The sequence below is a fragment of the Pantoea sp. App145 genome, from assembly GCF_047947045.1.
Lineage (GTDB): Bacteria > Pseudomonadota > Gammaproteobacteria > Enterobacterales > Enterobacteriaceae > Pantoea.
Window position 1 is genome coordinate 14,722 of record NZ_CP133290.1, and the last position, 20,416, is coordinate 35,137.

A 20,416-nucleotide genomic window follows, 5' to 3' on the forward strand; every position below is an offset into this window, starting at 1 on the left:
GCTACAGGAGGAGCAGGAGCCGCCTAAATGGCGGCTCAGAACTTTATTTCACCGGCATTCCTGGCTGTGCACCGCTATCCACGGACAGCACAAACAGGTCTTTGCCGCCAGGACCCGCTGACAGCACCATCCCTTCCGATACACCGAAGCGCATCTTACGCGGTGCCAGGTTAGCGACAATGATAGTCATCTTGCCGACCAGCACTGACGGATCCGGATAGGCGGCACGAATGCCAGAGAAGATCTGGCGTTTCTCACCGCCCAAATCCAGCTCCAGGCGCAGCAGCTTGTCTGAACCTTCCACCAGCTCTGCTTTTTCGATCAGCGCCACGCGCATATCGACTTTGGCGAAATCATCGATGGTGATCGCGTCGCCAATCGGTGCTTCAGCCAGAGGGCCGGTCGCCGCAGGCTTGTTAGCGGCAGCAGCATCTTCTTTCGATGCCTCAACCAGCGCGTCAACTTTGGTCATCTCAATGCGGCCATACAATGCTTTGAACGGCGCAACGCTATGATCCAGCAGCGGCTGCTGGATAGCATCCCAGCTCAGTTCGCTCTGCAGGAAAGCTTCAGCGCGGGCGCTCAGAGAGGGTAATACCGGTTTCAGCCAGGTCATCAGTACGCGGAACAGGTTGATACCCATTGAGCAGATGGCTTGCAGATCAGCATCACGGCCTTCCTGTTTCGCCACCACCCACGGTGCCTGCTCATCCACATAACGGTTGGCGAGATCCGCCAGTGCCATGATTTCACGGATGGCACGGTTGTATTCACGGCTGGCCCAGGCTTCACCGATCTTCTCCGAGGCATCGACAAAAGTCTGATACAGCGCCGGATCGGCCAGTTCGGACGACAATTTGCCGTCAAAGCGTTTAGTCAGGAAGCCAGCATTACGTGACGCCAGGTTGACCACTTTGTTGACGATGTCCGCATTCACGCGCTGCACGAAATCTTCCAGGTTCAGGTCGATATCATCGATACGTGAAGAGAGTTTCGCCGCGTAGTAATAACGCAGGCTGTCGGCATCCAGATGCTGCAACCAGGTGCTGGCTTTGATAAAGGTGCCGCGAGATTTTGACATCTTCGCGCCATTAACCGTCACATAACCGTGCACAAACAGGTTGGTCGGCTTACGGAACTGGCTACCTTCCAGCATCGCGGGCCAGAACAGGCTATGGAAATAGACGATGTCTTTACCGATAAAGTGATACAGCTCGGTGGTGGAATCTTTCTTCCAGAACTCGTCGAAATCGATATTGCCGCGCTTATCGCACAGGTTTTTAAACGACCCCATGTAGCCGATTGGCGCATCCAGCCACACGTAGAAGTATTTGCCTGGCGCACCTGGAATCTCGAAGCCGAAGTAGGGCGCATCGCGCGAGATATCCCACTGTTGCAGGCCGGATTCGAACCATTCCTGCATTTTGTTCGCCACCTGTTCCTGCAACGCACCAGAACGCGTCCACGCCTGCAGCATTTCACTGAAGGAAGGCAGATCGAAGAAGAAGTGCTCGGAATCACGCATTACCGGCGTCGCGCCAGATACCACGGATTTTGGTTCGATCAACTCGGTCGGGCTGTAAGTGGCACCGCAGACTTCACAGTTGTCGCCATATTGATCCGGCGATTTACATTTCGGGCAGGTGCCTTTAACGAAACGATCGGGCAGGAACATGCCTTTTTCCGGATCGTACAGCTGAGAAATGGTGCGATTTTTAATGAAGCCGTTCTCTTTCAGACGGCCGTAAATCAGCTCCGACAGCTGGCGGTTTTCGTCGCCGTGCGTCGAGTGGTAGTTGTCATAGCTGATGTCAAAACCGGCGAAATCAGTCTCATGCTCCTGCTTCATCTCAGCAATCATCTGCTCAGGCGCAATGCCGAGCTGCTGTGCTTTCAGCATGATCGGTGTGCCGTGCGCGTCGTCGGCGCAGATGAAGTAAACCTGATTGCCACGCATTCGCTGGTAACGCACCCAAATGTCTGCCTGGATATGCTCGAGCATGTGGCCGAGATGGATTGAGCCGTTCGCGTATGGCAGCGCGCACGTTACCAGAATTTTTTTAGCGACTTGAGTCATAGTTTGCGTAGCTTTCTGTAAATGAAAAATCGGGCTTAAGATGTTAACCGAAGCACTCTCTGGCGTAAACACAACCTGACAGTCACCTCACTTTATGCCCTATCTGATATTATTGAAATCACATCGCTGAAGTTCAGCGTCAGAATAAAGAGTAAGGAGCGGGGATGACTTCACAATCCCGGGAACAACATTCACCTGAGGCCCTGCGCGCCGTGGTGATAGGCGTGCTGAGTGGCTTTGAACATCCGACACTGAAGCACAATCTTACGACACTGAAAGCCTTGCGCCATGTCGCGTTGCTGGATGACATACTGCATCTGGAACTGGTGATGCCTTTCGCCTGGGCCAGCGCGTTTGAAGAATTGAAAGCACAAACCAGCAGCGAGCTGCTGCGCCTGACGCAAACCCGGGCGATTGACTGGCGGCTACGCCACGATATCGCCACCCTGAAGCGGGTGAAAAACCATCCTGGCGTCAATGGTGTGAAAAACATCATTGCCGTCAGTTCTGGCAAAGGTGGCGTGGGCAAATCCAGTACCGCGGTGAATATGGCGCTGGCGCTGGTGGCGGAAGGGGCGCGCGTGGGGATTCTCGACGCGGACATCTATGGTCCGTCGATTCCCAACATGCTCGGTACGGAAAATCAGCGTCCGACTTCGCCGGATGGCACCCATATGGCCCCGATCATGGCGCACGGGCTGGCGACCAACTCCATTGGTTATCTGGTGACTGACGATAACGCAATGGTGTGGCGTGGCCCTATGGCCAGCAAGGCATTGATGCAGCTACTCAATGAAACGATGTGGCCGGACCTGGATTATCTGGTGCTGGATATGCCGCCTGGTACCGGTGATATCCAGCTGACGCTGGCGCAAAATATCCCGGTGACCGGCGCGCTGGTGGTGACGACGCCGCAGGACATCGCGTTGATTGATGCGCGTAAAGGCATGGTGATGTTTGAGAAGGTCAACGTACCGGTGCTGGGTGTGGTGGAAAATATGAGCATCCACATCTGTAGCGAATGTGGTCATCATGAGCCGATCTTTGGTACGGGGGGCGCGCAGAAACTGGCGCAGGATTACAACACCCGTCTGCTGGCACAGCTGCCGCTGCATATTAATCTGCGCGAAGATCTGGATGACGGTGAGCCAACGGTGATTCGTCGTCCTGACAGTGAGTTTACCGTGATGTATCGCGAGCTGGCCGGGCGCGTGGCGTCGCAGCTTTACTGGCATGGGGAAGTGATCCCCGACGATATCGCCTTCCGCGCGGTTTAACCGACTGATTATCCGCTGGCGCGCGCCGTCAGCGGATAGTGCATCAACAGGTATTTCCCCTGATCGCTTTCACCCTGCGCCACCTTTTGCCAGCCATGCTTCAGATAAAAGGTTTGCGCAGCCTGGTTCAGCAGCAGGCATTTCAGCGCCCCGGTGCCGGTAAAACGTGCCTGTACCGCGTCCAGTAGCGCACTGCCCACTCCCTGGCCCTGAAAATCGGGGGAGACATACAGGCTGTGCAGGAAATTATCATTATCGAGCACACCGGCAAAACCGGCGCGATGGCCGTCAATTTCCGCGACCAGCACGGTCTCACCCATGATCACCCGATCAAAATCCTCCAGCTGCCAGTCATCACTGTCGAGCCAGGTCCAGTTGGTCCGGCGCGCTGCAAGGAACAGCGTACGCAGAAAAGGGCGGTCAGCTTCCTGAAACAATCGAATATGCACTGATGAACTCCAGCAGTCAGTTCACTCAAAAGTAGCAGTTCCGGCGCAAAAAGATAAACCACGTTAAATCAGGGGAGTTTCTGTGTAGAATGCCGCGGCAGGCCGCAGAAATCGGGCCTTGTCGCGTTTGATAGCTTTTGTTTATCTAATTGATAACGGCTGCATATTAGATGTTGGCCCGAAAATTATGTAACCTGCATCACATCTTTTAACGGAGGTCACCCGATGTCTATCATTAATACCAAAATTAAACCGTTCAAAAACGCAGCATTCAAAAACGGCGAATTTATCGACGTAACCGAGAAAGACGTTGAGGGTAAATGGAGTGTTTTCTTCTTCTACCCAGCTGACTTTACCTTCGTATGCCCGACCGAACTGGGCGACGTGGCTGATCATCACGAAGAATTCCAGAAACTGGGCGTAGATATCTACTCTGTTTCTACTGACACCCACTTTACCCACAAAGCCTGGCACGGTTCTTCTGAAACCATCGCTAAAATCAAATATGCGATGATCGGCGACCCGACAGGTGCACTGACCCGTAACTTTGAAATCATGCGTGAAGCTGAAGGCCTGGCAGATCGTGGTACTTTCATCGTTGACCCGGAAGGCATCATCCAGGCTATCGAAATCACTGCTGAAGGTATTGGCCGTGACGCCTCTGACCTGCTGCGTAAAGTGAAAGCGGCACAGTACGTTGCTTCTCACCCAGGTGAAGTTTGCCCGGCTAAATGGCAGGAAGGCGATGCGACTCTGGCTCCATCACTGGACCTGGTTGGCAAAATCTAAGCCACCACGCAGCCCTTCGATGTTTCTCCAATCGGGTGCTACGGCACCCGATTTTTCGACCAGCAACAGGAACTCATTATGCTCGACACCAACTTAAAAACCCAACTCAAGGCTTACCTTGAGAAATTAACGAAACCGGTTGAGTTAATTGCCACACTGGATGATGGCGCCAAATCCGCAGAGATTCGGACCCTGCTGGCTGATATCGCGGCCCTGTCTGACAAAGTCAGCTTCCGTGAAGAGAATGATCGTCCGGTGCGTAAGCCTTCATTCCTGATTACCAACCCTGGCAGCCACAGCGGCCCGCGTTTTGCCGGTTCGCCGATGGGCCATGAATTTACTTCACTGGTACTGGCACTGCTGCAGACCGGTGGACACCCTTCGAAAGAAGCGCAGAGCCTGCTGGAGCAAGTGGCTCAGCTTGAAGGCGAGTTCCATTTCGAAACTTATTATTCCCTGTCATGCCACAACTGCCCGGATGTTGTTCAGGCGCTGAACCTGATGGCCATCCTCAATCCGAATGTCAGCCATACGGCGATTGACGGTGGCATGTTCCAGAACGAAATCACCGAACGTAACGTGATGGGCGTTCCGGCGGTCTATCTGAACGGCAAAGAGTTTGGTCAGGGCCGTATGAGCCTGGCGGAAATCGTCGGTAAAGTGGACACCAACGCTGACAAACGTGCGGCGGAAGAACTGAATAAGCGTGATGCCTATGAAGTGCTGATCGTCGGTAGTGGTCCGGCGGGCGCAGCAGCAGCGATTTACTCGGCACGTAAAGGTATTCGTACCGGTCTGATGGGTGAGCGTTTTGGTGGCCAGGTACTGGATACCGTGGACATTGAAAACTACATCTCCGTACCGAAAACCGAAGGTGCGAAGCTGGCTGGCTCACTGCGTGCCCACGTTGATGATTACGATGTTGATGTGATTGATACCCAGAGCGCGATCAAACTGATCCCGGCAGCCAAAGAGGGCGGTCTGCATGCGATTGAAACCGCTTCTGGCGCGGTGCTGAAATCACGCAGCATCATCCTGGCTACCGGCGCTCGCTGGCGTAATATGGGTGTGCCGGGTGAAGAAGAGTATCGCACCAAAGGCGTAACCTATTGCCCGCACTGTGACGGTCCGCTGTTTAAAGGTAAGCGTACTGCGGTCATCGGTGGCGGTAACTCGGGTGTTGAAGCGGCCATCGACCTGGCGGGTATCGTTGAGCACGTCACCCTGCTGGAATTCGCCAGCGAAATGCGTGCTGACAAGGTATTGCAGGACAAACTGCGTAGCCTGAAAAACGTGGATGTGATCCTTAACGCACAAACCACGGCAGTGAAAGGCGATGGCAGCAAAGTGACCGGCCTGGTTTATACTGATCGCACCAACCAGAACAGCCATGAAATCGCGCTGAGCGGCATTTTTGTGCAGATCGGTCTGCTGCCGAATACCACCTGGCTGGAAGGTGCTGTTGAGCGCAACCGCATGGGTGAGATCATCATTGATGCGAAATGCGAAACCAGCCTGAAAGGTGTGTTCGCGGCGGGTGACTGCACCACGGTACCGTACAAGCAGATCATCATTGCCAGTGGTGAAGGTGCCAAAGCCTCACTGAGTGCGTTCGATTATCTGATCCGCACCAATCCGGCTGAATAATTTTGTTGCGATAGCCACGCAAATGCCCTGCAACCCGTGTTGCAGGGCTTTTTTTTGCACGTCAGTACCCGGCCAGTGTCATCAGCATCATCCATACCGGTGTGGTCACCGCCGCGAACAGCGTGGAAAACAACATACTGGCCGCAGCCGGCCCGGTCAGCACCTGAAATTTTTGCGACATCAGGTAGACATTGACGCCTACCGCCATCGATCCCAGCAGCACCACCACTTTACTCTCCAGCGCCGGTAAATCGGTTAGCCAGGCGATCGCCCAGATGCACATCGGCTGCACAATCAGCTTTAGCAGGCAGATGCTGTAACTCTCCTTCAGACCATCACGCACCCGATAGTGCGCCAGGCTCATGCCAAGCGTCACCAGCGACAGCGGTGCGGCAATGGAGCCGAGCAGATCAATGGGTTGTGCCGCAATCAGCGGAAGCGGTCGTTGCAGGAAACTCCAGGCCGTACCACTCAGGATGCCGATAATTAGCGGGTTTTTCAGTACGCTAATCAGCGTGCGACCAAGCCCCTGTATCGAGAAGCTGCCATGCTTTGACCACTCCACTGATACTGTCAGCAGGGTCCAGAGGATCAGGCTATTAAACACCAGCACCAGCGCCACCGATGGCAATGCCTGTTCGCCCAGTAATACCGTGGCGATGGGAATGCCCAGCATCACGTTGTTGGAAAAAATACCACCCAGCGCAAACACCGACCCGGCAATGCTTTCCAGCCGGAACACTTTTGCTGCGATCACGCGCCCGGCAATAAACACCAGCAGACAGCTGCCAAAAAATGCCAGCAGCAGACGAAAATCCACCGGCGGGCTTTTGTAGAAATCACTCATTACATCAAACAGCATGCAGGGCAGGGCCACATTGAACACAAAACGGTTCATCCCTTCACTGATACTGGCGGGCCATTTGCCAAAACGCGTCAGGCAATAACCGAGAAAAATAAGAATAAATAATGGGGCCGAGAGGTAAATCTGGTGACTCAATGTGGTTAATAGATCAGGCATAGCGGTGATATTGGCAAAAGGTTAATATGGGCAGGTTACCACGCTATAACATCTCTGCAACATACAATCCGCTGATATCTGCCTGATTATCCTAACCAGCGGCGTGCTTCCGCATCACTGATATCACGGTAATAAACCCGATGAATACGCTCGCCGCATCCTTTGCAATGTGCCTGGACATGCGTGGAATGATAGTGACGACCAGAGGGTGAAACTGCGCCTTTACGTGAGATCTGAATATTGCGCCATTTATGCGCGTGCGGAATAAAACTGAGTAATTTTAATTTCATGGTATCTGCCGGATTTAATTATATTCTTCAGGTCCGGAATGAAATTAGGCCGTTTTTTACCCGCTCATAGTTTGATATTAATCAAGCAACAGTGATGTTGCTCTCATTTTGAAATTATTTATTAATTTCAAATAAAAAAGCGCGCAGGGGACTCAGCCTGCGCGCAATATAATTTGATTTGCCCGGTCTTATTTTATTAACGCCAATAACTATTTTGAGTTATTTGTTGTGCCACCTCCTTTTTTGCCATTCAACATCCGGGATGTTATTTGCGCTGAATCAGTTATGACGATTTGGTGCGTCAGTGATGAGAAATGATCCAGCGCAATTTGTTCGATTACAGGCTTTCGCTGCGACTCGCCCTTTTTCCATCCAGACTCAGGCTACGCACCATCACCTTATCGCCTGCGGCAATGGTCGGTTGTGCCTGCGGATGATAGTCAATCCAGCTGTTGCCATTATCCAGGCTGTATTGCAGCGGCAGACCGGGCAGGGCGATGTTCATTTCCAGCCTGCCTGCATTGATGCGCGCGCCAGGGACTGGGAGACGGTAATGAACACCGGCTTTATCCAGTTTGCCCAGTTCGCGCTGGCCCAGCAGATTGGCAAAACGCTGCCAGTCGCCAGTGAGCTGTGCCTGGTTGACATGGTGGGTTTCACCGCCTTTATAGCTGCGGCCCTGCTGATAATCCAGCTCCCAACTGGCGCGATGCCAGCCACGTTCCGCAACCGCTAACAGACGCGGGAAAATCATATATTCCATTTGCTGATCGGTACGCACGGTTTCGCTCCATAGCTGGGCAGAGAGGCCATATGCACCACCCCACGGCTTGTCCGACGTCGTGGCGAAAGGATTGCCATCACGATCAACTGAGGTCTCAGCATTTTGCGGCAGGTTATCCGGTGCGAAGCTGAACATTTTGCGCTCATCACTAAAACGTGTCCCCCAGTAATAGCCGCGTTCCAGTGGATTAACCTCATAGGGGAAGTCCATGTAGACGTAATCCGGATTGGAGATCACCACATCGTAATCTTTTTGTGTCCAGTCATTGGCGCTGTCGAAGCCACCCCAGTACAAGGTGTCCCAGAAATTAACGCGCGTGCGTGAGGTGGCGAAAGCATGAGCGTTGCTGGCATCTTTCAGACCATCCTGCCATGCCTGCATCACCGGTATGCCGTGCGCTTTGACCAACTGGCTGACTTCCAGCGCAAAGTGGCTTGGCAAATGTTCCAGGTCCTGCACTTTGCCGGATTTCACCAATGCCTGGCAGACCTGTGATTTAGCCCAGGGCTTGTCTTGCTGACTCTGATCGAGAACGCCTTTACCTGCCTCAGGATTTTTTATATCGGTGTAGCCTGCGCCAAGACGAATGTTTTTCGCTTCGTCACCACCAAAGTGCCAGGTCGTCAGCGGCTGGCCTGCTTCGCGGTGCATGCGTTGAATTTCACCTATCACCTTGTCAACAAAACGTTGCGAGGAGTCGAGGCAGGGGTTGAGGTAGCTGGTACGATCGTACAGTTGTACCGAGGTGGTAGTGGAAGTGTCGGTGGGATCAACCAGGCGGAATTCGCTTGCCGCGTGCGTTTTGCCTGCTGCCATCAGCCGGTTATAGCGTGCTTCCATCGAGATGACGGCGGCACGGGCGTGGGCAGGCATATCGATTTCCGGAATCACTTCAATATTGCGTGCCTGAGCATACTTCAGGATCTCAATATAATCGGTGCGGCTGAAATACCCACTACCATGATTATCGCTGAACGGACCGGAGCCCAACTGCGGTACCAGGCATTGTTGTTCGCTCAGGTCGTGACAGCGTTTGCTCCCGACATTGGTCAGTTCCGGCAGACCGGGGATTTCGATGCGCCAGCCTTCATCGTCACTAAGATGGAAGTGGAATTTGTTCATCTTCCATGCGGCCATCTGGTCCAGCATCCGCAACACCGCCTGTTTGCTGTGGAAGTTACGTGCCACATCCAGGAAAGCCCCGCGATAGGCAAAACGCGGTGCATCCTGCGCTTCCAGCGTGGCGATAATGGGTTTGCCCTCGGCAGGGACCAGCGAGAGCAACGACATCAGGCCGTAGTATGCGCCAGCCGCATCATAGCCAACGATATCGGTACCACGAGGGGTAATGCGCAGCTGGTAAGCACCCGATACCGCCTCTTCGCCGTGGAACTTGCTTGAGTCAATACGGGTTTTGATGCCGTAGCCTTTCAGATTCGGTTGAATACCCAGCATTGCGAAACGTTGCTGTACTGCCTGAGCCTGGTTGGCTGACAAAGCATCGAGATGCAACACCACACCCTTGCTCAGATCGACATCAGCTGCATGGATGTTGACCGAACGTGGAGTGGGGGTAATTTGTCCACGCAACGTAGTTGCCGGCAGCAATGTGATATCAGCATTTTTGGCGAAACGGCTGTCGGGTTGCATCAGCACGTTTTTATCGTCAGCCACACGCTTCCATTGATCGCCAAACGGCTGGACGAAGTCAGTTAGATTTTCCGTGTCGGTGCTGCTGATAATTTTTGGCGATGCCCCTTCTGCGGTGACGTACCAGCGCGGCATCACATCGGTGATAAACAGCTGCCAGTATTCATTAACGATGGGGATCTCTACAGTGGCTCCCGCAGCAAAGCCGGTGAATTTATCTGTCGGTTCCAGGCGGGTTAAATCGCCGACGACATGTGTCATCTTAAACTGGTCGTTATCGACGCGCAGGGTCTCATGCACGTTGCTCATGTAAATCGCCCAGTTGTTGCTGGTGATGGCCGGGCCATGGTTGGTTAGCCTGATGGTGGCCCGATTGCAGGAAGCCCAGTCAGCGCCGAGTTGGGCGCAATCTACGCCATGACTGGCGGCCTGATTGTCGGTTACCTGGTACTGCACGCCAAACTGGCTGATTTGATCCACGATCGCTTGCTGGTTTTGTGGTACCGATTTACAGGCACCGAGCGCGATAACGCTCAATGCCAGAAGGCTAAAATTCAATTTTTTCATGCTGTTATCCTTATACGTGGATGAATTCTGGCTCCAGCCAGCTCAGGGTCAAAAAAGGGTAAAGGGCGCGATGACCATAAATTTGATGTCTTTCTCGTCCTGGAAAATATTGCCGTAGCCACCGCTGTAGCTGGGCAGGTTGCTGTGATTGTCATACTGGGTGTAATGCAGTTTGAACTGAGTACCTTTGGCGCGCGTTTCCTGCAGGGTATAAACCAGGTCGAGACTCCACGCAGATTCCGTCAGGCGTTGTTGCTGGTTGTAGATGGGATTTGTTGAGGGTTTTGCATCCCAACCATAGGCATAAGATCCACCCGCCTGCCAGCCCGGCAATTGCCAGTGGCCAAGATCGACCATGACTCCGGCAAACAATGCTTTCTCGCCATTGGCGTTCCAGTCTGAACGTGAATCCCACCACACATCCATGCGACCATTGGAACTGGCATAGGAAGGCGTCATGCGTTGCAGGAAAAAGCCCTGATTGCCTTCGGCTTTGACCCAGGTCCCTTCGAGACGGAAATCAAAAGCACCCAGGGTGTAACCCAGTGTCATGGCCTGCAGCCAGGCTAAACCGTCATAGACATGGTTGATATTGCTGGTGCCGCCGCTTTCGCGATCTTTGGCCCCGTAAAATTGATAGCTGGTGCGTAGCGGTGACCCGGCCAGCGGCAGCTGATATGAGGCTTTGGCAAAATACTGATCCATGTATTCTGCCGCCTGACCATATGCGCCTTCCAGGATGAAATCGTTTTTAAAGTCATACTTCGCGCCGAAGGATTGCAGCCACGGAATACCCGTTTTGCCGTCCGCTTTGCGGAAGTTGTACATGTGCTGATACCACGGGGCTTTGTACTGATCTGCCCACATCCAGGAGAAGGAAAGGGCGCCGGTATCTGCAAAGTCGAAGGTGGTTCCCGCTTCGACGCCGCGATAGGTGCCTGGCAGGAAGCTCCAGTGCGGTGCCAGCAGCGTCTGGCCGGTTGGTTGCAAATAACCAGCACGCAGCCAGTTATCCTGCCATTTGGTTTTCAGTGCAGCCTTGTACAGGCTGGCGCCACTCTTATCACCGGTCCATTTTTCATCCCAGCGTGTGCGGGCATCGCTGAAGCCAATTTCATTGGGGGCTGCGGGGCCACCATTGGTTAATTCCAGCGCACCGAAAGCGGCGAGATCGAGACCAATAAAATTCGCCAGATAGCCGGAAGAGAAGTCCAGGCTGGCATTGGCAGAAGCATGGTGCAGGTTGGCATCATACTGGCCGTACTTGCCATGCTGCGGATCCATCTCTTTACGATCTCGCTGGCGTTGCCAGTAGAAGAGCGAACCGCTAAGAGAGGAGTCATCAACAAAGCCTGCCGCCAGTGCGGGTGTGCAGGGAATCAATGCCGTAATAGCCAGGATGGAAGCAATAGCAGCAGCCAGTGGCGTGCGAAGAGTCCGGTTCATGGTAAATCCTCCGTGATAATTCCTTTAGTGATGATGTTTGGTGAAACTGTTACCTCATGTAACAAGTGGTGTGATGTTATTTTTCGCGACGCGAATTATCAATAGCATTTTTTGCAAATTATGACGCGGCACGCAAAACACAGGATCTCAGGTTTAGACAGGATGGTTAATCTTATCTGTATGATATTTAATTAAATAAAGATATTTCAGGTCAGGGGGAGGATGTTCTTATCGTGATGAATCCCTTCATGAAACCAACAGGCGGGCGAGGGGAATGACATTGCGAAACAGGACAGGCTAAAAGGTGGCAGGCGAAGTGTATTCTTTACAAAGCAGGGAGTTCATGAATCCAAAGATAAAAATTTTCTTATCGATGCTAATTACGACCTGTTGTGCTTTGGTGTAGTTTCTATACCTTGATCTGGATGAGGATTTTGCCTAGGATTTTCGCCGATAGCCAGCACACTTCTGGCTGCTGATCTGAAGGGGGCGTTATGCCACTTAATTTAACCTCAGGAGCTGTAAAATGACTGATGCTTTGGAGAAAAGACAACCTGAAGACAAACGCGTTATTCGTCTCAGTGAAACCTGGGAAGTCGAATATTGGACTAAAACCCTGGATGTTTCTGTCGCACAATTACGAACCGCAGTCGCAAACGTGGGTAAGGATACGCAGAAAGTGAAGCAATATCTCGGTAAGTAGGTGTCCATTCTGCCTGGAAACCCCGCTCTGCGGGGTTTACTACATCAAATAATGGATTAAAAGATAAGGAATTATCGGGATGATAATAGGCGAACAGAAAAAACAAGATATTGAAGAAGGAACGCTGCGTCTGATGACTTTGGGGGAAATTGCTATGGCACAGAGGGTATTAGGTCATAGTATTGCCTATAATCGAGTCTGGATTCATTGTGACAGTTATCTTCCCTTTGGACTGCAAAATCCTGACTATGCTATGACTCCTAACGGTGAGATATGGTTCAGGAAAAAAATTTACAGCCCGGATTTTTCAGCTTCTTCAGTAAATATGGTTGATAAATGGGTTTTCATTCATGAGTTAGGCCATGTATGGCAGCATCAACGTGGGCAATGGGTGCGCTTGCGTGGGACTTTTAGCTGGGCTGCAAATTATACCTATGATTTGGATAAAGAGAAATTAATGGATTATTCGCTTGAGCAACAGGCATCAATTATTGCTGATTATTGGCTATTGTTGGTTTACGGAATCGAACAGTGGCATTTCTACCAAAGGCCTTCGCGTTTCGGAAAATACCGGGGTAAACACCCCTTAAAAGATGTTCCAGTACTTTATAAAAAGATTGTGACAGGCAGGGGAACGTAAGTGTATAAAAATTATTTAATAATAGTGGCAGCCGCTCTGCTTTCCGGTTGTCCCGGGCCGGGCGATAGAATTCCACCTAAAGAGCCAGCTAATGTCGCGATAAGAGATAACCGGGTTTGTATTACCGCACCAATACGAACGGGTGAATATGTTTCTGCGGTACAGATATCAGATGGAGAAGATAATCATCTTCTCAGGACATTAGCCAAAAAACCTGCGTATGTAACCAATGGACAATGTTTGCCAACGTTTGGTTATGATTTCAAACGGGACCATACATATACTGCCTATTACACGATTGAAAAAAACGATATTGATAGTGGGCGTTACCTTTCCGTTGTGTTTTCAACATTGAATGGTCTGCAGCAGATTAGCCCACCAGTTGGACGCTAACGTTAATCATCATCGGATTTACGTAGATTTTATCGCTTGTTTGTCGGGCTTTCTGCTGGCATTATCCTGTTCATGAGTTAATGAAGAACATTGACGCAACCTTTTGATTTTAAATGACTCGGGGTGCCCTCTTAAACGGGGCTGAGATACACCCGCTGACCTGATCTGGATAATGCCAGCGTAGGGAAGTCAGATGCCTGACCGCATTCGTCTTCTTGATCGCCGGTTGGGAGCCTTATGAAACAGCCTGACCTTCTCTCCACAGCGCAACTCGCGCAATCTCTTCAGTTACTCCGTCAGCATATGCCGCTGGTGCACTGCATGACGAATGATGTCGTCCAAACCTTTACCGCGAATGTCCTGCTGGCGCTGCGCGCTTCACCTGCCATGGTGATCGAGGTAGATGAAGCCGCACAGTTCAGTGGTTTCGCCGATGCGTTGCTGATTAATGTCGGCACCCTGACACGCGATCGTCGTGATGCGATGCAAGCAGCTGTCTCCGCAGCCAACCGGGCAGGGACGCCCTGGACGCTCGATCCGGTAGCGGTCGGCGCGTTAACGTTTCGCACAGAATTTTGTCAGCAGCTGCTAAGCCAGCAACCTGCGGCTATTCGTGGCAATGCCTCAGAAATCCTGGCGCTGGCGAATCAGGCGGCAGGTGGGCGTGGTGTGGATAGCCTGCATCAGGCCGACGCGGCGATCAGTGCCGCGCAGCAGCTGGCGCGTGATTATCACAGCATCGTAGCGGTCACTGGCGAAGTGGATTATGTCACTGACGGCCACAACACCCTGGCTATTCCCGGCGGCAGCCCGTTAATGACGCGGGTGGTGGGTACTGGTTGTGCACTATCGGCAGTGGTGGCGGCCTTTGCCAGCCTGCCGGGTGAGCGTCTGCAACATGTGGCTGCGGCCTGCCGAGTGATGTCGCTGGCGGGGGAAAGGGCTGCGCGTCAGGTGCAGGGACCAGGGAGCTTTGTGGCCACCTTCCTCGATGAGCTGTGGACGCTGGAGGTGACGCCATGAAGCGCATCAATGCATTAACCATCGCGGGCACCGATCCGAGCGGTGGCGCGGGAATTCAGGCCGATCTTAAAGCCTTTTCGGCACTCGGCGCTTACGGCACCAGCGTGATCACCGCTCTGGTGGCGCAGAATACCTGTGGCGTGCAATCGGTGTATCGCATCGATCCGGAATTTGTCGGTGCACAACTGGATTCGGTACTCGATGATGTGCGTATCGACAGCGCTAAAATCGGCATGCTGGCGGAAACAGCGATAGTGGAAATCGTCGCTGCGAAGCTGAAGCGTGCCAGCCTGCCGTTTGTGGTGCTGGATACGGTGATGATTGCCAAAAGCGGCGACGCGTTGTTGTCACCGGATGCCATCGACAGTATCCGTGAACTGCTACTACCCCAGGTTTCCCTGATTACGCCAAATTTACCGGAAGCGGCGGCGTTGCTTGGACGGAGCATGGCGCAGGATGAAGCCACCATGCTTCAGCAGGGCGATGCGTTGCTCGATCTCGGGTGTGAAGCGGTACTGATGAAGGGAGGACATCTGAGTGATGCGGAAAGCCCGGACTGGCTGATCACTCGCAGCGGACGCCAGCGCTTTACCGCACCTCGCGTCAATACCCGCAACACGCATGGCACTGGCTGTTCGTTGTCAGCGGCGCTGGCGGCACTGCGTCCACGGCATGACAGTTGGTCAGCCACGGTGGCGGAAGCCAAAGCGTGGCTGCAACAGGCGCTGTTGCAGGCGGATTCGCTAGAGGTCGGCAAAGGTATTGGGCCGGTGCACCATTTCCACCGCTGGTGGTAGGGCGTAACGCCGGATTGCCGTTTTTTGCCTGCGCATCTGTCTGAAAAATGGAGTCAGCAATTTGCCAGCCTGGCGGATTTGGGTCCAGGCTGTTGGGGGCGAATCGGCAGGTGTCGGTTCCAATCCAGCCATTTATTCAGGAGTCAGCATGACGGACATCGTTCAGTTATTGGGCAAAGAAGCGGACAGTCTTCTTCAACATCGCTGCATGACCATTCCAGCGGAAAGCCTTTATTTACCGGGCGCGGATTATGTTGATCGCGTAATGACGGACAACAATCGTTCTCCAGTCGTGTTACGTAATATGCAAACCTTGTACAACACTGGCCGACTGGCGGGCACGGGCTATCTGTCGATTCTGCCGGTTGATCAGGGCGTTGAGCACTCGGCGGGTGCTTCGTTTGCTGCCAACCCGCACTACTTCGATCCGAAAAATATCGTGGAGCTGGCGATTGAAGCGGGCTGCAACTGTGTCGCTTCTACCTATGGCGTGCTGGCTTCGGTTGCGCGCCGTTACGCACACAAGATTCCCTTTATGGTGAAACTGAACCATAACGAGACGCTGAGCTATCCAACCCAGTACGACCAGACCCTGTACGCCAGCGTGGAGCAGGCGTTCAATATGGGGGCCATCGCGGTCGGTGCAACTATCTATTTCGGCTCTGAGCAGTCTCGTCGACAGATTGAAGAGATTTCCGTTGCGTTTGAACGCGCCCATGAGCTGGGCATGGTGACGGTGCTGTGGGCCTATCTGCGCAATAACGGCTTTAAGAAAGATGGTGTGGATTATCATGCCAGCGCCGATTTAACCGGTCAGGCCAACCATCTTGCGGCGACCATTGGCGCGGACATTGTGAAGCAGAAAATGGCGGAAAATAACGGGGGTTACACCGCCGTCAACTTCGGTCACACCGATGAGCGTGTCTACAGCAAGCTGACCACGGAAAACCCGATTGATCTGGTGCGTTATCAACTGGCGAACTGTTATATGGGACGCGCCGGATTGATTAACTCTGGCGGGGCAGCCGCCGGAGCGACCGATGTCGCCGAGTCAGTGCGTACGGCAGTGATTAACAAACGCGCGGGCGGTATGGGTCTGATTCTGGGACGCAAAGCGTTTAAGAAATCGCTAAAAGAAGGCGTGGAGCTGATTAACGCGGTGCAGGATGTTTATCTGGCGAAAGACGTGACTATCGCCTGATTATGCTTGCCATTTCGCGTCCGGGCAGTGCTTGCTGCTGTTCGGGCGCGATAAATCGCGCCACTACGAAATTAACAATCACTTAAGGCGCTTCAAACCACTCGCTATTACGTTCCGCAATCGGCGTGATGGTCAGAATCATTTCCTGCAAATGACGACGCATCGCTGACTCTGCGGCCTCGACATCATGCGCTTTCAGCGCCGCATAAATCTCTTCATGCTGCTGAATCAGGCTTTCCGGTGGCGAAACTTCGCTCAGTGTCAGAAAACGGACCCGGTCCATGGTGGCTTTAATGTTCTCCACCGTTTCCCATGCCAGCAGGCAGTTGATGCTTTCCGCAATCAGGCGGTGAAACTCATCATCGAGGGAGAGGAATGACTGGCTGTCATGGCGTTCGGCCGCTAAACGCTGCAGCTGAAGATTATGTTCCAGCGCCATCAGCGCCTCTGGCGCGATTTCCTGAGCCGCACGGCGCACCACGGCGATTTCCACCGCCTCACGGATAAACCGGCCATCGGCGACGCGCTGGGCGGAAATCTTGCGTACAAAAGTGCCGCGTTGCGGTAATACCTGTACCAGTCCAGCCTCAGCCAGTTTGATAAAGGCTTCACGCACTGGCTGGCGTGAGACATTAAAGCGCGCTGAAACCTCTTTTTCCGACAGCAGCGAGCCGGGATGGATGGCGCAGGTAACTATATCCCGACGCAGATAGCGGTAAATCTGCTGATTTACGGGTTCGCTGGTGGTTATGGTATAGGCAATCGACATGCAGCAATATCCGTATCGAATTATGGAGGTTATAAGGGAGCAGTCTAATCAGCACGCTGCCTCTGCGCTACAAGTTTGTTGCAGCCCGGGTGAGGGCATGCACTGTGGCGCGAGCACCTGCGGCACACAATTGCTGATAGAGTTCGGTGACGCGTGCCACGAAGCCGGCATGATGCAGTAAGTCCCCACCGAATACCGCTTTCAATCCCAGTAAGGCGCGAACACGAGGTGCACCTTCTTCGCTCGACGCCACAATGCGCGCCAGCTCATCTTTCAATGGGTCGCGAATCTCAATCGGCTGGCCGTGTTCATCCACACCGCTGACATAACGCATCCAGCCCGCCACCCCCAGCAACAGAAAATCGCAGCCTGAACCATTTTGCAAATGCCAGCGCACACTATCCAGCATGCGCTGCGGCAGCTTTTGCGTGCCATCGGTGGCGATCTGATAGGTGCGATGTTTGATCGCGCGGTTTTCGTAGCGAGCAATCAGCGAATCGGCATAGGCCGCCAGATCCACTCCCTGGGTACGCAAGGTGGGAGCCTGATCCTGCATCATCAACGCGCGGGCGGCGCTGCGATAATGGGGATCGGCCATACAGTCGCTGATATGTTCGTAACCCGCCAGGTAGCCAAGATACGCGAGGAAGGAGTGGCTGCCGTTCAGCATACGCAGCTTCATCTCTTCGAACGGCAGCACATCGCTCACCAGCTCAGCCCCGGCATTCTCCCAGGCGGGACGGCCACTGACAAAATTGTCTTCGATCACCCACTGGAAGAAGGGTTCCGCTTCCACGGCAACCGGATCGCTGCTGCCGAGCCGTGCCGCCAGGGTGGCGAATGCGGCATCAGTCATGGCCGGAACGATGCGATCGACCATGGTCGAGGGGAAGGAGAGGTGGGCTTTAATATAATCGGCCAGATCGCTGCTGTGACGTTCCGCCAGCTGGACGATCACGTTGCGCGTCACGTGACCGTTCTCCGGCATGTTGTCGCAGGACATCACGCTAAACGGCGCTAAACCCCGTTCGCGGCGACGGATGATCGCAGCCAGAATCAGCCCCGGTAAAGAGCGTGGTGCCTGCGGCTGGGCCAGGTCGTGAACGATATCAGGATGATCAGGGTTGAGGTTGCCGCTGGCAGGCAGGTGGCAGTAGCCTTTTTCGGTGACCGTCATCGACACAATCGCCACATCCGGCTGGCTCATGGCCTCAATCACCGCCTCAATGCCATCCCCCTTGCCATGCAGGGCGGCGGTGATCACCCCAATCACCCGGGTATGCAGACTGTCATCGGCCATTTCAGTCAGGGTGTAGAGTAAGTCCTGCTGGCGCAGCGCCTCGATTAATGCGCCGCTGTTGAGGTTCACTTCACAGTAACCCCAGTCACTGCCCTGAGCGGCCAGTTTGTCGCTCGCCAGTGCCTGATGGGCGCGGTGAAAGGCACCAAACCCGATGTGGACCATGCGGGTTTTCAGTTTGGTGCGGTCATAGCTCGGACGTTGTACGTCGGCGGGAAGGCGTTCAATCTCTAACATCATCATTCCTTTTAGCAAACGGGGCGCGGAACCGCCCCGTCATGATCAATCTGTTAAGCGGAAACCGGTTTGTTGCTGGTTTTCGGGCTGCGGATGACAAACAGCACCAGCAGCGCACCCAGGCCAGCGACCACTCCGGCCAGCACAAAGGCGCTGTCAAATTTGCCGGTGTGCTGGACGATAAAGCCGGTGACGATAGGACCAATGATGCCCGACAGGCTACCCACCAGATGGATAAAGCCACTGATGCTACCGACACGGCTTTTGTGCACCACGTCCTGAATAATCGCCCAATAGATCGCGCCAGTGATGTAGAGGAAGAAGATGGAGATCGACATCATGATCACCGCCGAATTGACCTCTTTTATCGTACCCGCCAGCGCGACACAAATTGCGGCAGCCAGCAGTGAGACCACCAGCACAATTTTACGCGACAACAGCAACTTACCGGTGATGTTGAAAATTTTGTCGGAAATCCAGCCACCCAGCGCCAGACCGACGAAACCGACAATCCACGGGATCATGGTGGTGATACTCATGGCTTTGATATCCAGACCATGCGCCTGCACCAGATACGCCGGGAACCAGCTCAGGAAGAAGAACAGAATGTAGTTGTAGCAAAAGAAGGCGAATGCCGTGACCAGGATGATTGGCTGGCGCAGATAGTAACCCATACCGTGCGCGGCCCCGGCCAGGTCCTCTTCTTCATTCGACTGTTCAGCTTTCAGTTTTTCCACCAGCGCACGCTCTGCCGGTGAGACACGTTTGCTTTTCGCCGGGTTATCCGCCGCGATAAAGAACCAGATTGCCATCCACACCAGACCAATGACGCAGATGGCAACGAAGGCCGGACGCCAGCCGAATGACAGCGCCAGATAGCCGATAATCGGACCAGCGACTGCGCCACCGAGCGGGGAACCGGCACTTAATAAGCCCATGGCCGTGGCGGCCTGTTTTTTCGGGAACCAGCCATTGATGGCTTTGTTGGCCGAGGCGCAGATTGGCCCTTCTGCCATGCCGAACAGCACGCGCAGGATCATCATCGACCAGAAGCCAGTGGCAAGCGCGGTCATACCGCAAAACAGCGACCACATGCCCACCGCAGTGCCGAGCACAATGGTCGGACCGAATTTATCGGTGGCGAGGCCGCCGATAAAGTTGAAGAGGGCATAGCCGAAGAAGAAACTGCCGAAAATCATGCCGAACTGCTCGGCATTGATCATCAAATCTTTTTCCACCAGCGGAACGGTCAGGGACAAGGCAATACGATCGAGGTAGTTGATCATATAAACCAGAAACAACAGCAGTACGAGGGTCCAGCGCAGATTCTTCAACATAGAAACTCCGACATCATCA

Annotated in this window: 18 protein-coding genes and 1 riboswitch; of the genes, 9 read left to right on the forward strand and 9 right to left on the reverse strand. The window is 53.6% G+C overall.

What is annotated here, in order from left to right:
* Positions 1-43: 43 nt before the first annotated feature.
* Positions 44-2,077: a methionine--tRNA ligase gene (metG, locus tag RCF31_RS00075; RefSeq protein ID WP_416412066.1), complete on the reverse strand. Its 2,034-nt coding sequence runs from the start codon at positions 2,075-2,077 to the stop codon at positions 44-46.
* 164 nt (positions 2,078-2,241) lie between these two features.
* On the opposite strand from metG, the gene apbC reads away from it, so the two are divergent.
* Positions 2,242-3,354, forward strand: a complete 1,113-nt coding sequence (gene apbC, locus RCF31_RS00080; protein ID WP_416412067.1) for an iron-sulfur cluster carrier protein ApbC — start codon at positions 2,242-2,244, stop codon at positions 3,352-3,354.
* Positions 3,355-3,362: 8 nt separating this feature from the next.
* On the opposite strand, the gene RCF31_RS00085 is transcribed toward apbC, so the two are convergent.
* Positions 3,363-3,803, reverse strand: coding sequence for a GNAT family N-acetyltransferase (locus tag RCF31_RS00085; RefSeq protein ID WP_299445520.1), 441 nt, complete (start codon positions 3,801-3,803; stop codon positions 3,363-3,365).
* A 225-nt stretch (positions 3,804-4,028) separates the two neighbouring features.
* Between RCF31_RS00085 and ahpC the strand changes: the two genes are divergently transcribed.
* Positions 4,029-4,592, forward strand: coding sequence for an alkyl hydroperoxide reductase subunit C (gene ahpC / locus RCF31_RS00090; protein WP_013509781.1), 564 nt, complete (start codon positions 4,029-4,031; stop codon positions 4,590-4,592).
* Positions 4,593-4,670: 78 nt separating this feature from the next.
* A complete protein-coding gene (ahpF, locus tag RCF31_RS00095; protein ID WP_416412068.1) occupies positions 4,671-6,239 on the forward strand; it encodes an alkyl hydroperoxide reductase subunit F in 1,569 nt (522 codons plus the stop codon).
* A gap of 61 nt (positions 6,240-6,300) precedes the next feature.
* Here ahpF and RCF31_RS00100 read toward each other — a convergent pair whose 3' ends face one another.
* The 4 genes from RCF31_RS00100 to chiP all read right to left on the reverse strand — a co-directional run bounded on the left by RCF31_RS00100 (position 6,301) and on the right by chiP (position 11,997).
* Complete coding sequence (locus tag RCF31_RS00100; protein ID WP_416412069.1) at positions 6,301-7,260, reverse strand: AEC family transporter; 960 nt, start codon at positions 7,258-7,260, stop codon at positions 6,301-6,303.
* An 86-nt stretch (positions 7,261-7,346) separates the two neighbouring features.
* Positions 7,347-7,550 (reverse strand): hypothetical protein, encoded by a 204-nt coding sequence (locus RCF31_RS00105; protein WP_084876033.1) that lies wholly within the window; start codon positions 7,548-7,550, stop codon positions 7,347-7,349.
* 337 nt (positions 7,551-7,887) lie between these two features.
* Positions 7,888-10,551: a beta-N-acetylhexosaminidase gene (locus RCF31_RS00110; protein WP_416412070.1), complete on the reverse strand. Its 2,664-nt coding sequence runs from the start codon at positions 10,549-10,551 to the stop codon at positions 7,888-7,890.
* Between the two features lie 48 nt (positions 10,552-10,599).
* Positions 10,600-11,997, reverse strand: a complete 1,398-nt coding sequence (chiP, locus tag RCF31_RS00115; protein ID WP_416412071.1) for a chitoporin ChiP — start codon at positions 11,995-11,997, stop codon at positions 10,600-10,602.
* A 526-nt stretch (positions 11,998-12,523) separates the two neighbouring features.
* Between chiP and RCF31_RS00120 the strand changes: the two genes are divergently transcribed.
* The 6 genes from RCF31_RS00120 (at position 12,524) to fbaB (ending at position 16,754) form a co-directional block, all read left to right on the forward strand.
* Positions 12,524-12,700, forward strand: a complete 177-nt coding sequence (locus RCF31_RS00120) for a DUF3606 domain-containing protein (RefSeq protein ID WP_416412072.1) — start codon at positions 12,524-12,526, stop codon at positions 12,698-12,700.
* A gap of 79 nt (positions 12,701-12,779) precedes the next feature.
* Positions 12,780-13,340: a type IV secretion protein Rhs gene (locus RCF31_RS00125; protein ID WP_416412073.1), complete on the forward strand. Its 561-nt coding sequence runs from the start codon at positions 12,780-12,782 to the stop codon at positions 13,338-13,340.
* Positions 13,341-13,733: a putative T6SS immunity periplasmic lipoprotein gene (locus tag RCF31_RS00130; RefSeq protein WP_416412074.1), complete on the forward strand. Its 393-nt coding sequence runs from the start codon at positions 13,341-13,343 to the stop codon at positions 13,731-13,733.
* A 109-nt stretch (positions 13,734-13,842) separates the two neighbouring features.
* Positions 13,843-13,937, forward strand: a riboswitch (TPP riboswitch).
* Between the two features lie 33 nt (positions 13,938-13,970).
* A complete protein-coding gene (thiM, locus tag RCF31_RS00135; protein ID WP_416412075.1) occupies positions 13,971-14,756 on the forward strand; it encodes a hydroxyethylthiazole kinase in 786 nt (261 codons plus the stop codon).
* On the forward strand, positions 14,753-15,553 hold the full coding sequence (gene thiD / locus RCF31_RS00140) for a bifunctional hydroxymethylpyrimidine kinase/phosphomethylpyrimidine kinase (RefSeq protein WP_416412076.1): 801 nt from the start codon (positions 14,753-14,755) through the stop codon (positions 15,551-15,553). Before thiM ends, thiD begins: the two co-directional genes overlap by 4 nt.
* Before the next feature lie 148 nt (positions 15,554-15,701).
* A complete protein-coding gene (gene fbaB / locus RCF31_RS00145) occupies positions 15,702-16,754 on the forward strand; it encodes a class I fructose-bisphosphate aldolase (protein WP_416412077.1) in 1,053 nt (350 codons plus the stop codon).
* Positions 16,755-16,836: 82 nt separating this feature from the next.
* Here fbaB and RCF31_RS00150 read toward each other — a convergent pair whose 3' ends face one another.
* The 3 genes from RCF31_RS00150 to RCF31_RS00160 form a co-directional block, all read right to left on the reverse strand.
* Positions 16,837-17,523, reverse strand: a complete 687-nt coding sequence (locus RCF31_RS00150; protein WP_416412078.1) for a GntR family transcriptional regulator — start codon at positions 17,521-17,523, stop codon at positions 16,837-16,839.
* A 67-nt stretch (positions 17,524-17,590) separates the two neighbouring features.
* Entirely contained in the window at positions 17,591-19,060 is a 1,470-nt protein-coding gene (locus RCF31_RS00155; protein ID WP_416412079.1) for a mannitol dehydrogenase family protein, read from the reverse strand.
* A gap of 53 nt (positions 19,061-19,113) precedes the next feature.
* Positions 19,114-20,397, reverse strand: coding sequence for an MFS transporter (locus RCF31_RS00160; protein ID WP_313684871.1), 1,284 nt, complete (start codon positions 20,395-20,397; stop codon positions 19,114-19,116).
* Positions 20,398-20,416: the final 19 nt, after the last annotated feature.

Coding starts and splice junctions, on each gene's coding strand:
- metG (WP_416412066.1), bottom strand. CDS start 2,077: ATGACTCAAGTCGCTAAAAAAATTCTGGTAACGTGCGCGCTGCCATAC.
- apbC (WP_416412067.1), top strand. CDS start 2,242: ATGACTTCACAATCCCGGGAACAACATTCACCTGAGGCCCTGCGCGCC.
- ahpC (WP_013509781.1), top strand. CDS start 4,029: ATGTCTATCATTAATACCAAAATTAAACCGTTCAAAAACGCAGCATTC.
- ahpF (WP_416412068.1), top strand. CDS start 4,671: ATGCTCGACACCAACTTAAAAACCCAACTCAAGGCTTACCTTGAGAAA.
- RCF31_RS00100 (WP_416412069.1), bottom strand. CDS start 7,260: ATGCCTGATCTATTAACCACATTGAGTCACCAGATTTACCTCTCGGCC.
- RCF31_RS00105 (WP_084876033.1), bottom strand. CDS start 7,550: ATGAAATTAAAATTACTCAGTTTTATTCCGCACGCGCATAAATGGCGC.
- RCF31_RS00110 (WP_416412070.1), bottom strand. CDS start 10,551: ATGAAAAAATTGAATTTTAGCCTTCTGGCATTGAGCGTTATCGCGCTC.
- chiP (WP_416412071.1), bottom strand. CDS start 11,997: ATGAACCGGACTCTTCGCACGCCACTGGCTGCTGCTATTGCTTCCATC.
- RCF31_RS00120 (WP_416412072.1), top strand. CDS start 12,524: ATGACTGATGCTTTGGAGAAAAGACAACCTGAAGACAAACGCGTTATT.
- RCF31_RS00125 (WP_416412073.1), top strand. CDS start 12,780: ATGATAATAGGCGAACAGAAAAAACAAGATATTGAAGAAGGAACGCTG.
- thiM (WP_416412075.1), top strand. CDS start 13,971: ATGAAACAGCCTGACCTTCTCTCCACAGCGCAACTCGCGCAATCTCTT.
- thiD (WP_416412076.1), top strand. CDS start 14,753: ATGAAGCGCATCAATGCATTAACCATCGCGGGCACCGATCCGAGCGGT.
- fbaB (WP_416412077.1), top strand. CDS start 15,702: ATGACGGACATCGTTCAGTTATTGGGCAAAGAAGCGGACAGTCTTCTT.
- RCF31_RS00150 (WP_416412078.1), bottom strand. CDS start 17,523: ATGTCGATTGCCTATACCATAACCACCAGCGAACCCGTAAATCAGCAG.
- RCF31_RS00155 (WP_416412079.1), bottom strand. CDS start 19,060: ATGTTAGAGATTGAACGCCTTCCCGCCGACGTACAACGTCCGAGCTAT.
- RCF31_RS00160 (WP_313684871.1), bottom strand. CDS start 20,397: ATGTTGAAGAATCTGCGCTGGACCCTCGTACTGCTGTTGTTTCTGGTT.